This window comes from Thermopirellula anaerolimosa, from assembly GCF_054657335.1.
Genome location: NZ_BAAHYX010000006.1, coordinates 2,531,787 through 2,545,571 on the forward strand (window position 1 = coordinate 2,531,787; position 13,785 = coordinate 2,545,571).

Genomic DNA, 13,785 nt, shown 5'->3' on the forward strand with positions numbered 1-13,785 from the left:
GCTCCCGCCGCCGCGGCCAGGCGAAGGCGGGCTTAGTCGATCAGTTTGGTGACCGGTTGCTCCACGATGCCGGTCGCCCCCGCCGCTTTCAGTCGCGGAATCACGCACCGCACGAACGATTCGTCGCAGACCGTGATGACGGCCACCCAATCGGGGTCGGCCAAGTCGGCCACGGTCGGCTTTTGCAAAGCCGGAAGAAAGCCCAACACCTCTTCCAATCTTGCCCGGGGTACGTTCATCATCAGGCTGACCTTGCCCTCGGCGGCCATCGCCCCCCGCAGCATCAGCACGATATCCTCGATCTTGCCGCGCTTCCAGGGGTCTTGCCAAGACTGCTTATTGGCGATGAATCGCGTCGTGCTGACCAGCACCTCGTCCACGATGCGTAGGTTGTTGGCGCGGAGGGAACTGCCGGTCTCGGTGACCTCGACGATGGCGTCGGCCAACTTGGGCGGTTTGACCTCGGTCGCCCCCCAACTGAACTCGACCTTGGCGCTGACGCCGTGGCGGGCCAGGTACCGCTGCGTGATACCCACCGCCTCCGTGGCGATCCGCTTGCCCTCCAAGTCCTTGACGGACCGGACGGGCGAATCCTCGGGCACGCACAAAACCCAGCGGACGGGTCGGCGGCTTACTTTGGAGAAGACCAACTCCGCCACCTCCACCACCTCCGCCCCCGTCTCCACGACCCAGTCGTAGCCGGTCAGCCCGGCGTCCAAGGCCCCGTCTTCGACGTACCGGGCCATTTCCTGGGCGCGGATCAAGACGCACTCGATCTCTTCGTCGTCGATATACGGGTAGTAGCTCCGCGACGTGTAGGTGATCTTGTAACCGGCCCGGCGAAACAGGTCCGCCGTGGCCTCTTGCAGGCTTCCGGCGGGCAAACCCAATCGTAACACTGATTGTGACATGACAAACGATTCCGTATGGACAAGGATGGACTTAAATTTCGGATCGGATGACCGCCGCACGCCCGGCGGGTCGCGAGGCGACACTTTCAAGGCCGCCCCCGCTTGGCCCCGTTCGGAGCGAGCGAATCAACCGCCTTTTTTGCCGTACACTTGTTCGGGATCGAAGACGGGCGTTCCCACCACCTCCAGCCCGTGCTCCGTCACCCGGCGGTAAAAGCAGGAGCGGTGGCCGGTATGGCAGGCCGCGCCGCCCACCTGTTCCACCTTCAACAGAATGGCGTCACGGTCGCAGTCGATGCGAATCTCGCGGACGTGTTGGACGTTTCCGCTTTCCTCGCCCTTCCGCCACAATCGGTTGCGACTGCGGCTGAAATAGACGGCCCGACCGGTGGCCAAGGTCTCCGCGTAGCTCTCGGCGTTCATGAACGCCAGCATTAGCACCTCGCCGGTTTCGGCGTCTTGGGCGATGGCGGGCAGAATCCCGCCGCCCTTGCTGAAGTCCGGCCCTTCGCCGACCGCGGGCGCGGCGTTTTCCGATGCCGTCGGGCGCGACGTCGCCTCACTCATTACGGTTCCTCACTTGCTTTTGGGTTTCTCAGGATCGTCCTCAGAGAATCGTTCCCTATGGTATGGTTTGCGAGTTCTTCCAGACGGCCTCGGTCGCCGCCGGGTTCGCCTTGTATGGCACGCGACCGCACCGGTCAAGCCGGCGATGCACAATTCGCGCCGAAAAGGCGCGCCAAGAAGCGCGATTCCGGGGAAATCCTATTTTAGCCGCCGAAGGCCCCTGCGTCGATGAATACTGCGCAGGCGGGAGGAGGTTTGGCGAAAATGGGGTATTGTCGGAGGTTGCGCGGCGAAAAGGACACTCCGCCCCGTCGCCGCGAGATCGACGCCCCCTGCGGCTTCGCGGTTTGGGTCGCCGAGTGTCACTCGTCGTAACCCACCACCCGGGAGGGAAGCCGGCGTTCGACGCGCGGCTCCGGGACGAAAAGCAGCAAGCCCGCCGAAAGGACGATCACCGCCGAGGCCGACCAGCAGACCGGTTCAAAACCGACGCGGTCGATCACCCAGCCTACCAGCGGGGAGGCGGCCAGCGGCAGCGTGTAGCCCATCTGAACGATCGCCGTGGCCTGGGAGTACTCCTCCGGCGAGACCAGTTCCAAGGCGAAGTTGCCGGCCACGCGCGGGACCAAGGTGGTCAGCCCCAATGTGACGAAGGTGATCCAAAACACCTTGGCCGCCCAGCCTTCCGGCATCAGGGGCAAGGCGCCGGCCCAAATCGGCGACAAGGCCGAGACCAAAATCAAACCGCACAACGTCGCGCGATTGCCGCGGCGGTCGGCCAACCAGCCTACCAGCACGCTGAACAGTCCCACGCTGACGCTTTGCGTGATGATCCAACCGCCGCGCTGGGCGTTTCCCAGTTGCAGGTGGTCGCGCGCAAAGGCCTGGTAATGGGGGATCAAGATTAGGGCGACGCTGTACGCCAGCGTCGAAGCCAACAGCCATCGCAGCGGACCGCGATTTCGCAGCAGACGCCACACGCCGTGCCTGGGGGGCGATTCGGTCGCCTGGAGTCCCCGGGCCGCTCCCCGCGGCAGGGCGAAGCAAACCAGGCTCGAAAGCCCCAAGAACAAGCCTCCCGCGAAGAAAACCTCGTCATAGCGCGGGTCGGCGATATCCAATCGACCGGGAAGCAGCCAGATCGCCATGAGTACGGCGGGCACCGTGCCCCAGAACGTGGACAGGCTGAGCAGGCGACCGCGGCGATCGGGGGGCACGAGTCGGCCCTGCACCACCCCGAAGGCCAACTGGTACACGCCGTAGAGGCACGAGAACACGAAGTACGCCCCCAGAAAGGCGAGCGCCGCGCCGCCGGGCGTGCTCTTTCCCAGCAGGGCCAAAGCCGAAAAAAAGAGCATTGGCCCGACCAGCAGCATCGTGGCGACGCCCAAGAGCAGGGACGCATGCCGGGAGCGTTCCAGTCGGTGCGCAAAGAGCAACGGGAACGCCCCTTGCCCCACACGACTGAGGACGGGCAGGAACCCCCGCAACCATCCCGCCCCGGGACCTGCCAAATAGTCCAGGAAACCGGGGATGACGACGCTCTCGGTCTTGAACAGCCAGCCTACCCGAAACAGTATCTGGTGGACCGCCAACAGCGCCAAGTTGCGGCGGGGGTCGGACGACGGCGGACGGTCCGCTTCGACCATCGTGCGGCAGGGTTGAGGCGGGGATTCGGGTCGCGCATCCATGCCGGTATTCTATCGCCCGGGTCCGCAGACTGCCGCTCCCGATCGGCAATTCCCTCCGGCGCCGCGTCGCGGTGAGCACGCTAGCCTTCGCATCGGCCGCGCTTTTCCAAAAGCAGTTCCAGATAGCTGCGGCGCTCCGAGTCCTTCAGGCCCAAGTGCGCCGCCAATTCCTCCAGCTTGGCGCGGGCGGCGGGCACATCCTCCTCTTCCGCCAAGGTCTCCAGTTCCACGTACCGCCCCACTCCCTCCACATGATCGAGCGAGATTTCCACCGGCAGACCTTGCCACTTGATCCACAGTTTGCGGCGGAGTTTTTTCACCTCGGCCACCGGTTCGAAGCCCAGCGCCGAGAGCAATTCGGCCCACTCGTCGAACATCCGCAAGCCGGGCGGAAGCGACAGGTCGATTTCCCGCCGCGTCTTGCTCGTGGTATCGATCTTGGGGCCTTTGTAGGTCAGCGAACACCGCTGACCCACGCGGCGCATGCGGAGGGCCTCGTCGGTTTGACGGAAGTCGCGGGCGGGGTGCGAAAAATAGACGTCGAATTCCTCCCGCACCATCGTCCGCTCCGGTTCCAGCGCCTCGATCTTGGATTCCAAGTCCGCGGCGTCGCTCACCGGGTATTTCAATTCCACTTCATAGGACACGATTCAAACCCTCGTGCGTTGCTCATCGGGATGCCGCGGAATCGGTCGCCGCGTAGCGGAACTCCGAGGCCGCGTCGAACATGGCTTCGATATTCCGCGGGGGGACGTCGGCCAGAATGTTGTGCACCTGCTGGAATACGAATCCTCCGCCCGGCGCCAGAATCGCCATTTGGCTCAGCACATGTTCGCGAATCTCGTCGGGCGTGCCGAAGGCGAGAGCGCGATGGGTGTCGCATCCCCCGCCCCAAAACGTGATTCGCGAGCCGAAGTCGCGTTTCAAGCCGGCGGGGTCCATGCCCTTGCAGGAAATCTGCACGGGATTGATGGCGTCCAAGCCGGCGTCGATCAGATCGTCGAGCAGTTCCCGAACGCCTCCGCAGCAGTGCAGCATGACCTTGACCGGCGCCAGTTCCTTGGCCCGCCGCCACATCGCGGCATGCCGCGGCTTGAACAGTCGGCGATACATCCGCGGGGAGATTTGCGGGCCGCTCTGCATGCCCAAGTCGTCGCCGAAAAGGATGACGTCGATATACGGGCCCACCGCGCCTAGGAAGGTCTCGAGGTTCTTGAGGTGACTTTCGGTCAGGTTGTCGAGGACGCGTTCGGCCCGATCGGGATCGCCCGCCAACAGCATGTAGAAGTTGTCGTTGCGATAGAGGAATTGGCCGCACTCCAAGAGATTGCCGCCGAACAGGCCGATGATGGCGCGGTCCGTGCTTTCGCGGAGACGCCGCGCCCCTTCTCGAAGCCGCTGCGTGCCCTCCGGTCCCTCGACGAGCGGTCCCGGCGGCGAAGCGATGCCGCACCAGATGGTGTCCGCCAAGGCCTCCGCGGCGTGGTCCGGGTCGTCGCGCTCCAAGAAGGGCCAGTAGCACTGTTCGAAGTAGAGGGCCCCGTCAGGCATGCGTCCCAAAACCTTGCCCGTCGGGCCGCGAAGCAGCCACTCGCCGTTGCCGCGTTCGGGGGCGGCCCAGCGCGGCATTTGGCAGGGCGTGCCGTCGGGCAGGACCCAATCGACCCAGTGCTCGTCCTCCAGGGCGAAGGCGCGGCCCAGTTCGATCGTATCGATCCCGAAGCGATCCAGCACGTCCTCGTCGATCACGGCCAGTTGTTGGATCGGATCATAGACGCGGATCGGGCGCTCGGGAAGTCCCAGATGCCGCCGCAATTTGGCGTAGGCCACGGCGGCGATTCCCGACGAACGATGTCCGCCGCAATCGATCGGCACGCGATCCGCTTCGCGATGCTCCAAGGCGGCCAGCACGCGTTCCCGACCCGTCATGATTCGCACGCTCCCTTCGCCTGAGTCGCCCCGCCGTCGGACCTGCCGGGTTGGTCCGCCTCTCTCCGCCGGAGGGGAATTACCATGCCCCATTGTACCCGACAAATGCGCCGAGCCAAAACCCGCGAGGTCTCAGGTTCTTCCGGCGACGGATTGCGAAAGCGGCAGCTTGCGCGCCGGGTTTCACCGCCGGCTTACGGCTCCATGCCGCGCCGTCGTACTCCACCGCCGGCTTACGCCGGCGGCTCTCATATTTCACGCGCGCGGCCCAACCTGAATAAGGGAGCCGCCGGCGTAAGCCGGCGGTGTTTGGGCGCCACCCAGGATGCACCACCAGCTCACGCTGGTGGCTCCAGGAATCTTACCACCAGCTCACGCTGGTGGCTCCAGATGTGGAATCGTAGCGATGCCGCCACCAGCTTACGCTGGTGGCTCGGGGTTGCGTCTTCAGAGGCGCCGGTCGGCGTCAGAACGTGATCTTGCAGTCGGGCAGGGCCTCGCGGAGCTTCGCAACGCCGCTTTGCGTGAAGCCGCTCTTGCCCAAGCTGAGTTCCTTCAGGCCCGTCATCTGCCCCAGGTGCTCCGCGGCCGCATCCGTAACGCCGTTGCACTCATCGAGGGCCAACGTCCGCAAGTTCTTCAATGCCGTGAGATGGGCCAACCCGGCGTCCGTGACGGGCGTGCCGACCAAGTTGAGCGCGGTCAGGTTGCTGAGTTTGGCGAGATGGGCCAGGCCGGCGTCCGTGATCTTGGTATGCCACAGGTCCAAGTTTTCCAGCTTGGCGAATCGGGCGACGGCCTCCGCCGTGACATCGTCCGCGCTCGTCTCGGCCAGGTCCAGTTCGACCAATTCGGGCAGTTCCAATTCCTTCAGGCCGTTGGCGTTGATGTACAGGCCGCGGAGGAACAACCGCCGCAGTTTGCCCAACGGTTTGAGCTTGGGAAGCCCCGCGTCGGTGACGCCGTAGCTCCGCATCAGATTCAGGCTCGTCAGGCCGGTCAGTTTGGCGATCTCGTCCAGGCCGAGATCGGAGATGCCGGAGTCCTCCAGCGTAAGGTCTTGGAGATTGGGCAGCGTGCTCAAAATCGCCATTCCGGCGTCGGTCACGGAGGCCTGATTGCGGAGCTTGATCGCCCGCAATTCCTTGAGATCCCTCAGCGACTCCAATCCCCGATCGGTGATCAACACGCAACCCCGCAGGTCGAGTGCCCGCAACTTCGTCAGCTTGCCGATGTAGGGCAGGGCGTTATCGGTGAAGTTGTTGTACAGCAGGATGAGTTCGGTCAAGTCGGGCAACTTTTCCGTGAAGGCCAGGGCGTCGTCGGTGAGGTTGGTACTGCGGCGGAGGTTGAGCGAACGGAGGGTTTTCAGTTCGCCCAGCACCTGGGCCCCTTCGTTGGTGATGCTGGTGTTTTCCAGGGTCAGCTTGACCAGGCCGGGGAGCTTGGGCAATTCCCGCACTCCGGCATCGGTGACTTCGGCCCCCCAGAGGATCAGTTCCTCGATGGTGGGCACCTGGACGATCAGGGCGACGTCCTCGTCGCGCGCCTGCCGTCCGTAGAGATCGACCGCCTTGAGGACCTTGCCGTCGTTCTCCAGTCGGACTTTGCCGCCGCGCTCTTGGACCCGGGCGACGACCTCCGCGATCAGGGCGGGGTCCACGGTCTGGGCCGGGGCCGCCTCGGGCGTTTCCGCCGGTTGTGCCGCAGCGCCCTGATCCGCGGCTTTGGGGGTCGGTTTTTCCTCCGGCTGTTGCGGTTTGGGACAACCGACAAAGAGGGTGAGTGCGGTCGCAACGATGATCCAACCGAACGGAGAACGTGCTTGCATCGAGACCGGCTCCCGGGGTGCTAGGTGGGTTAGGGTAAGGTGGCCGCGTCCGCCGAAGGGGTGGCGGCCCGACCGGCGAAAGGGCGGAGAACGATTCGCGGGCGGCACGGGTCGGCCGCGCCCTTGGAGCGAGCATCTCGGCCCGATCGCCCGCCCCCTCTCGAGCCTCGGCGCTCCAATACCGCGCATACCTTACGGTACAACAATCGGTGTGGAACCGCAAACGGGGGGTGTGTCCGTCCGGCACCTGCGAGATTGAATGCGGCAGCGCGCCGCGGGAGTCCACCTCGGCCGGATGGGCCGCGCGGTGCGGCATGGTCGGCCCGGCGCCCTCCAACCGCTCGGTCGCGCCTGCGACTCGCGCGTCGAAGGATCGGGGCGTCGGCGGCGGAAGCGGAGGCGTCTCTACCGGCGGGCAAGCCTACCGGCGAATGAGGACGACGGCCCCGGCGACGCCGACAAGAAGGAGAAAGCCCAAAATGAGCGCCGCTTGAATCGCGAGGATCGACATTCCGCTCCGGCAGTGGCCGCCTCTTTCGAGAATTCACGAATCGGCCCGCCGCGATGCGAGCCGCCTAGGGAATTCTTCGGCGTTGAGTCGGCCGACCGATGCGGCGGATTCGCCGAGGCGACGACGTCACCCCAATGCTTAAAGTCGCGCGGCAAACTTTTCCGGCGGGGGAGAACGTGCGGTCTCAGCCGGTGAATCGTCGCACCAACAGCGAGATGTTTTGGCCGCCGAAACCGAAGCTGTTGTTCAGGGCCGTGTCGCAACGGGACTCGCGGGCCGTGTTGGGGACGTAGTCCAAGTCGCAGTCCGGGTCCGGGGTTTCGTAGTTGATGGTCGGCGGCAGGACGTTGTCGCGAATGGCCAACAGGCAAACGATCAATTCGGTGGCCCCCGCCGCCGCGATCAGGTGGCCCATCATGCTCTTGGTGCTGGAGACGGGCAGTTTGTAGGCGTAGTCGCCGAAGACCTGTTTGATGGCGAGGGTTTCGACCTTGTCGTTGACGACGGTGCTGGTACCGTGGGCGTTGATGTAATGGACGTCCTCCCCGGCGATGTCGGCGTCCTCCAGGGCCATCCGCATGCAGCGGATCGCGCCGCGTCCCTCGGGATGGGCGTCCGTGATGCGGTAGGCGTCGGCGGTGGTGCCGTAGCCGATGATTTCGCCGTAGATTCTCGCCCCGCGACGCCGCGCGTGCTCCAGTTCCTCCAGGATCAGCATGGCGGCGCCTTCGCCCAGTACGAAACCGTCCCGATTGAGGTCGAACGGTCGCGAGGCCTTATGCGGCGGATCGTTCTGCGTGCTCAGGGCGGTGAGCAGGTTGAAGCCCGTCACGCCGAAGGGGTGGATCATGGTATGCGTGCCGCCGGAGAGCATGACGTCGGCTTCGCCGCGGCGGATGATCTCGGTCGCCTCGCCCACCGCTTGGCTGCTGGCGGCGCAGGCGGTCAGGCAGTTGATGTTGGGGCCTTGGGCGTTGAACAGGGCGGCCAGATGGGCCGCGGGCATGTTCGGTTCCTGCTCCAATTCCTCGATCGGATTGAGGATTTCCAGCCCTTTTTGCACGAACTTGACCACGTCCAGGCCGTCGTCGGTGAGGGCTGCCATCATCATCCGCGTGAAGCGGTCGAAGTCCTGCTGGCCCTCGCCGCTGCCCGTGTACACGCCGAACCGTGTCGGATCGAGTTTGGACTCATCCAAGCCGGAGTCCCACCAGGCCTTCTTCGCCGCGCCCACCGCGAACCGGGTATGCCGCCCGCGAAAACGCCAATCCTCGGGATGCTCGCCGACGGCGGAGATATCCCAGTTCTTGACTTCCGCCGAGATCTTGGTGGGGAAGTTGCTCGCGTCGAAGAGGGTCGTATAGTCGATCCCCGATTCGCCGTTCAGCAACCGCCGCCAAACGGTCTCCAGATCATCGCCGAGCGGTGTGACGAAACCCATGCCGGTGACAACAACGCGGCGTCTCATACCGATGAACTCCGATTACGCCTCAGGTACCCTCACCACGGCACGCCCCGATCCGTTTCCGCGGCGCAAACTCGGAGGCGACGACCGGCGCGGCATTGGCGAGCGTCGCCGCGGAGGTCCGCCGCGTCCGCGTGCGGCACGGTCTCCGGGCGGGTTTCACGCATTTTGGTCCGGTTCTCGCAACGGCGAACCGTCCGCCGCCACCCCCACTTCGTAAGCGCGCAAGATGCGCATCATGTGGGTCAACGTGCCGGCCTCGAACAACTCCCGACCGCCCACGTCGGAGCGGAGATGGGCGAACACCAACTCCAACTCGGCTTGCAGGACGTCGCCCTTGTGACTGGTGGCCTTGACGGCAGCGCCGTGCGGGTGGATGCTTTCCACGATCGCGGTGTACAGCAGCGTGTCGCCCGGCACCGCTTCGCAGTGGAACACCGCCTTTTGCACCTTGGCCAAGACGACCTTTTCCCGAAACCCGTTGTGCTCCCCCACCAGCAATCCGCCGGTTTGGGCCACGCCCTCGATCACCAAGACGTTGGGCATCACCGGAAAGCCGGGAAAGTGGTCGTGCAGGTGTTCCTCCGCAAGCGATACGTTTTTGACGGCCTTGGCCATGCGACCGCTCTCGAAGGCGACGAAACGATCGATCCAATACCAACGCATGGCCGACCTCGATGATTCCTTGCGAAGGGAATTAGGTGCTTGAAACCGGGGTCGGCCTCGATCGCCGACCGTGCCGCCCTCACGCCGCCTGTTTCAACTTGCTCTCCACGAAACGGCACATATCCGCTACCGTCAACAGATTGGCGAAGTCCTGCACCAGCGGATTTTGGGCGAATTGATCGAGTTCGGCGAACGGCATCCGCTTCCGCAGTTCCGCCAATCCGGCCTCCGTGAATTTTCCGTCCTTCACGTAGTCCGGGTTCGTCATGATGTCCTCGGGGAACAATTCGCCGCGGGGAATCTTGATGTTGAAAGTCTTTTCGAGCTTGAAGACGATGTCCAAAAAGTCGATCGACTCCGCGCCCAAATCCCCCACCAAAGTGGACTCCGGTTTGACTTCGTCCTCGTCCACGGCCAAGGCGTCCACCAAGACGTCGCGGACCTTTTCGAAAATCTCCTCCTTACTGGGGGTCGTCATTGTGTTCTCCCTTGCGATTTCAGAAACCTAAAAGCTCCGCAAATGACTCCGTGTTGTCGGGAATGACCCGGCACACCTTACCTTTGGAGGGCGTCGAAAAAGCGACAAACCGGCGATCCGGAAATCGTTTGATGTTGATGGCCTGGAGCGGGATTCACGCACTGTGCCGGATTCTATATAGGTTGCATATACTGCCTCGAACACCGGTGCGGCCCCGGCGGCTTCCGCGGCAATGATTTCCGCATCGCGACTGTCGGCAATACGGTATCAAACTTCCTATCCTAGCAACAGCCGGTTTTGTTTTCGACGGGTCCCAATCGGCAACCGATTATTTCGTGGTAATTAATACCCCCCTAAACTGAGTCCTCCATCCACGCGGAGGACCTGGCCCGTGATGTACGATGCGGCATCGCTCGCCAGGAAGGTGACGACTTTGGCGACCTCTTCCGGCGTGCCGATCCTGCGGATGGGGATCATGTCTTTGATTTTGTCGCCCACGAGTCCGCGGACGGCCGCGCTCATGTCGGTATCGATCATGCCGGGGGCGACGGCATTGACGCGTACGCGGCGGGGCGCCATTTCCTTGGCCATGGCCCGGGTCAGGCCGTTGATGCCGCCCTTGCTGGCCGCATAGTTCACTTGTCCGCGGGAGGAAAACTCCGCCGCCGTGCTGGAGAGGTTGACGATGCTTCCCGCCCGCTGCGAAATCATGGCCTGTGCCACCGCCCGGCAAAAATGAAACGTGCCGGTCAGATTCGTGGCGATGACCTCGGCCCATTGCTCAACCGTCATGGTTCCCAGCAGGCCGTCGCGGACGATGCCGGCCGAATTGACCAAGATATCGATCCGCGAGCGCTCGGCCAAAACGCCGTCCACGATTTGCTGCACGCGCTCGAAGTCGCGGACGTCGGCTTGGACGGGGTGAGCTTGCCCCCCCTGTTCGGCGACTTCGGCGGCTAATTTTTCGGCGGCCTCTTGGCTGCTTTGATAGACGAACCACACTTCGGCGCCGCATCGAGCCAGGTCCAGCACGCACGCCCGACCGATCCCGCGACTGCCTCCCGTCACAATGGCGATTTTGCCTTCGACCACGGGTGAAACCTTCCTGCTGAGCTTCGTTGATTACCGTTATCCGTTTCGGTTCGGCCCGGACCGCCGCCGGGCCTGGTCGCGGATCTCTTGCACGGAAATGTACTTATCGGTACCTCGACCGGGGTGAGTTTACCGGACCGACCACGGTTTGCCGCTATCCGGGGCGGTTCAGTCCGCCACGATTCTTCGGTTCCTTCGCGAATACCGTAATCCGCCGTCGGTCGCCGCCCGGTCGCGCTCTCGTCTCGGGCGCTCTCAGCCTTCGGCGCGAGACGTCGTCGCCGCTGCGCTCGACATCCCGTTTTGCAAGCCCTCGCTCTCGCCCGCGACGGAACCGGCGGAACCGCTGAGATTGCGCGCCGGGACCGGCCAAAGGACGTCGAACAATTGACGCATGTCCTTCACCACGGAACGGTCCACGCGAGCGAGATCGGGATTCCGCTCCGCCAGATTGTACCGCTCCAGGTAGATTTTTCCGCTGACGGCGAGGCGGTCTTCCAGTCGGCCTTCGGCCTTGCATTCGGTGATTCTTTCGTCCTGAGAGACGATCTCGGCCGTCAAATAAAGTAGTTGCCCAGGCTCTACGAACTGGCCGTAGCGAATGCGTTTGGCCTCCCTCAGGACCACAATGCTGTGAGCGAAATCCTCCGACGCGCGGATCAACCAGGCGGCCGATTCCGTAAGTGCCTCCAACATCAGCACGCCCGGCAAGACCGGAAATTTGGGAAAATGGTCCGAGAGGTACTCTTCCGCCAGCGACAGCGCCTTCACCGCCCGAATGCGGCGCCCCGGCTCCAATTCCAAAATCCGATCTATCAGGCTGAACCGCATGGATTCGCTCGATGGATAAAATGGGTAATCTGAGTACGAACGAGAAATTCAGACCTCTAAGTATAAAGTTTTTCCATGATTCCCACAACGCCGACTGAGACGGGATGTTACCCACGTCGCTTGAGGTTTGTCCACCGCGCCGGCTCACGGGAGCGGCGCGCGGAGCCGGATATCGCAATCGCCGCGACATCGCGGTATGCTCACGGCGTTCCACGGTTTGCCGCCGTGGGCAAGCATCCTGAACGGTCTCGATTCGGCGGAGGTTCCCGCGATGTCTCACCCAATTCGGCGCTCCACGCGACGTAGCTGGCTGAAGTGTTCGGGATTTGTGCTGGGCGGACTCGTCTGCGGCGTACGGAGATCCGCCTTCGCGGAACCGACCGCCGGCACCGCTCTCTCGTTCCGCGCGGGTGAGGGCGGTTTTGCCTTTGACACGGGCGAACTGTCCGGCACGCTGCGTCCCGGGGGAAGGCCCATCGGCCTGTCGCCCGTCCGCCACCGATCGAGCGACCGCGACTTGGCTGGGCAGTACGGTTTGTGCTCGCACTACCGCCTCTTGGATGCCGATGCCCGTTACGGCGTTGCGGCCTGGGATTGGCCCGGGTCGGTGGCCGAGATCGAGGACGGCGCCGTGCGGGCACGCTGGACGCGCGACGACGCCCACCCCTTCGATTTGCAAGTGCTGTATCGCTGGAGCAAGCCGGACACGTTGGATATTGTGACCACCGTGACGGCGGCCAAGGATTTGAAACGTTTCGAGTCGTTTTTGGCTTCGTACTTCCAAGGATTCGCCGACCCCTACGCGTACGTTGCGGCCTGCCCGGAGACCGGCGACCGGGACGGCTTTCTGCTTGCCGAAGAGCGGTTCGGTGTGTGGCAGATGTATCCGCGCGACCAGAATGCCGTCGCGATCATCCAAGACGGTCGCTGGCTCCGCGAACCGCATCCCGTGCAGTGGCGCATCATGCCCCGGTACGCCTTCCCGTTGGTCGTGCGGCGGGACGCGGAGTCGGGGTTGGCGGGGGTGTTGATGGCCCCGACGGAAGACTGCTTCGCGGTCGCCATGCCCTATCGCGGAGAAGGGCACCGATCGATCTACCTTTCGCTTTTCGGCGAGGACCTGAAGGCGGGCCGAACGGTCGCCGCTCGCGCGCGGCTTGTGATTGCCCCATCGCTGAGCGACGAACAGGCCGTGGCGCGGTATCGAGAATATATGGCCGAGATCGGCGGTGGGAGCATCGGCTCATGAGTTGCCGGCGAGGTCCGGGCCAATCCGGCGCGCCGCCGCGGGCGATGCTCGGCGGTTACAGCAACGCTTGAATTCGTACCCAGTGAATGATCACCCAGCCGATCAGGCCGCCGATTAGGACCGCGATCGTGAACCGCCGCCAATCGGCGAGGGTCATCGGTTCACCGTCGGCCCGGCGCCCGTGGAATCGTTGCATGTCCACATAGCGTGCGACGGGGACGCCCAAGATGGCCGCCCAATAGAGGACATCGACGCCGGAGAATCCGCCCTGATGATGGACCACGGAGACGCCCGCCAAGACGGCGATCAAAAAGCCGCCGATCATCCAATACAAACGCAGCAGGCACCCGCCCATCGGTTCGGGTGCCGGCGCTTCCGGCGAGGGTTGCGGCGCTTCGGCGGATGTTTCGGGCGAAGGGGCGGGAGCGGCTTTGGATTTGTGCGTTTTTGGGTCGGCCATGATGCGTCTCGGGGCTTCGCGCTACGGCGGAGATTCCGAATGGCGGCCCGACCATTCCACACCCTGCGGCACGAACCGTTGGGTTCCAACACCGCACCCTTGCA

Annotated in this window: 13 protein-coding genes; 1 reads left to right on the forward strand and 12 read right to left on the reverse strand. The window is 63.9% G+C overall.

Going from position 1 to position 13,785, the window contains the following annotated elements:
• Positions 1 to 32: 32 nt before the first annotated feature.
• From hisG to ACYQ6J_RS15185, 11 genes are all read right to left on the reverse strand, one after another.
• A complete protein-coding gene (gene hisG / locus ACYQ6J_RS15135) occupies positions 33 to 911 on the reverse strand; it encodes an ATP phosphoribosyltransferase (RefSeq protein ID WP_460185023.1) in 879 nt (292 codons plus the stop codon).
• 126 nt (positions 912 to 1,037) lie between these two features.
• Positions 1,038 to 1,478 carry a phosphoribosyl-AMP cyclohydrolase gene (gene hisI, locus ACYQ6J_RS15140; RefSeq protein ID WP_460185024.1) on the reverse strand — a complete coding sequence of 147 codons (441 nt, stop codon included), beginning with the start codon at positions 1,476 to 1,478 and terminating at the stop codon, positions 1,038 to 1,040.
• Positions 1,479 to 1,840: 362 nt separating this feature from the next.
• On the reverse strand, positions 1,841 to 3,169 hold the full coding sequence (locus tag ACYQ6J_RS15145; protein WP_460185025.1) for an MFS transporter: 1,329 nt from the start codon (positions 3,167 to 3,169) through the stop codon (positions 1,841 to 1,843).
• A gap of 80 nt (positions 3,170 to 3,249) precedes the next feature.
• Positions 3,250 to 3,816, reverse strand: coding sequence for a class IV adenylate cyclase (gene cyaB, locus ACYQ6J_RS15150; RefSeq protein WP_460185026.1), 567 nt, complete (start codon positions 3,814 to 3,816; stop codon positions 3,250 to 3,252).
• A gap of 22 nt (positions 3,817 to 3,838) precedes the next feature.
• A complete protein-coding gene (locus ACYQ6J_RS15155; protein WP_460185027.1) occupies positions 3,839 to 5,098 on the reverse strand; it encodes a uroporphyrinogen decarboxylase family protein in 1,260 nt (419 codons plus the stop codon).
• 466 nt (positions 5,099 to 5,564) lie between these two features.
• Complete coding sequence (locus tag ACYQ6J_RS15160; RefSeq protein ID WP_460185028.1) at positions 5,565 to 6,929, reverse strand: leucine-rich repeat domain-containing protein; 1,365 nt, start codon at positions 6,927 to 6,929, stop codon at positions 5,565 to 5,567.
• Positions 6,930 to 7,624: 695 nt separating this feature from the next.
• Positions 7,625 to 8,908 (reverse strand): beta-ketoacyl-ACP synthase II, encoded by a 1,284-nt coding sequence (gene fabF / locus ACYQ6J_RS15165; RefSeq protein ID WP_460185029.1) that lies wholly within the window; start codon positions 8,906 to 8,908, stop codon positions 7,625 to 7,627.
• 156 nt (positions 8,909 to 9,064) lie between these two features.
• Positions 9,065 to 9,571 carry a 3-hydroxyacyl-ACP dehydratase FabZ family protein gene (locus tag ACYQ6J_RS15170; RefSeq protein WP_460185030.1) on the reverse strand — a complete coding sequence of 169 codons (507 nt, stop codon included), beginning with the start codon at positions 9,569 to 9,571 and terminating at the stop codon, positions 9,065 to 9,067.
• A gap of 79 nt (positions 9,572 to 9,650) precedes the next feature.
• Positions 9,651 to 10,049 (reverse strand): acyl carrier protein, encoded by a 399-nt coding sequence (locus ACYQ6J_RS15175; RefSeq protein WP_460185031.1) that lies wholly within the window; start codon positions 10,047 to 10,049, stop codon positions 9,651 to 9,653.
• Positions 10,050 to 10,391: 342 nt separating this feature from the next.
• Positions 10,392 to 11,141 carry a 3-oxoacyl-ACP reductase family protein gene (locus ACYQ6J_RS15180; protein ID WP_460185032.1) on the reverse strand — a complete coding sequence of 250 codons (750 nt, stop codon included), beginning with the start codon at positions 11,139 to 11,141 and terminating at the stop codon, positions 10,392 to 10,394.
• A 255-nt stretch (positions 11,142 to 11,396) separates the two neighbouring features.
• A complete protein-coding gene (locus tag ACYQ6J_RS15185; protein ID WP_460185033.1) occupies positions 11,397 to 11,972 on the reverse strand; it encodes a 3-hydroxyacyl-ACP dehydratase FabZ family protein in 576 nt (191 codons plus the stop codon).
• 271 nt (positions 11,973 to 12,243) lie between these two features.
• Here ACYQ6J_RS15185 and ACYQ6J_RS15190 point away from each other — a divergent pair, with 271 nt between their 5' ends.
• The gene (locus ACYQ6J_RS15190) at positions 12,244 to 13,221 is read left to right on the forward strand and encodes a hypothetical protein (RefSeq protein WP_460185034.1); all 978 of its coding nucleotides are present in this window, start codon (positions 12,244 to 12,246) and stop codon (positions 13,219 to 13,221) included.
• Positions 13,222 to 13,276: 55 nt separating this feature from the next.
• On the opposite strand, the gene ACYQ6J_RS15195 is transcribed toward ACYQ6J_RS15190, so the two are convergent.
• The gene (locus ACYQ6J_RS15195; RefSeq protein ID WP_460185035.1) at positions 13,277 to 13,681 is read right to left on the reverse strand and encodes a hypothetical protein; all 405 of its coding nucleotides are present in this window, start codon (positions 13,679 to 13,681) and stop codon (positions 13,277 to 13,279) included.
• Positions 13,682 to 13,785: the final 104 nt, after the last annotated feature.

Bases quoted from the DNA above. Each gene is read 5' to 3' on its own strand.
- ACYQ6J_RS15175 (WP_460185031.1), bottom strand. From the start codon at position 10,049: ATGACGACCCCCAGTAAGGAGGAGATTTTCGAAAAGGTCCGCGACGTC.
- hisI (WP_460185024.1), bottom strand. From the start codon at position 1,478: ATGAGTGAGGCGACGTCGCGCCCGACGGCATCGGAAAACGCCGCGCCC.
- ACYQ6J_RS15145 (WP_460185025.1), bottom strand. From the start codon at position 3,169: ATGGATGCGCGACCCGAATCCCCGCCTCAACCCTGCCGCACGATGGTC.
- ACYQ6J_RS15160 (WP_460185028.1), bottom strand. From the start codon at position 6,929: ATGCAAGCACGTTCTCCGTTCGGTTGGATCATCGTTGCGACCGCACTC.
- fabF (WP_460185029.1), bottom strand. From the start codon at position 8,908: ATGAGACGCCGCGTTGTTGTCACCGGCATGGGTTTCGTCACACCGCTC.
- ACYQ6J_RS15155 (WP_460185027.1), bottom strand. From the start codon at position 5,098: ATGACGGGTCGGGAACGCGTGCTGGCCGCCTTGGAGCATCGCGAAGCG.
- ACYQ6J_RS15190 (WP_460185034.1), top strand. From the start codon at position 12,244: ATGTCTCACCCAATTCGGCGCTCCACGCGACGTAGCTGGCTGAAGTGT.
- ACYQ6J_RS15170 (WP_460185030.1), bottom strand. From the start codon at position 9,571: ATGCGTTGGTATTGGATCGATCGTTTCGTCGCCTTCGAGAGCGGTCGC.
- ACYQ6J_RS15185 (WP_460185033.1), bottom strand. From the start codon at position 11,972: ATGCGGTTCAGCCTGATAGATCGGATTTTGGAATTGGAGCCGGGGCGC.
- hisG (WP_460185023.1), bottom strand. From the start codon at position 911: ATGTCACAATCAGTGTTACGATTGGGTTTGCCCGCCGGAAGCCTGCAA.
- ACYQ6J_RS15195 (WP_460185035.1), bottom strand. From the start codon at position 13,681: ATGGCCGACCCAAAAACGCACAAATCCAAAGCCGCTCCCGCCCCTTCG.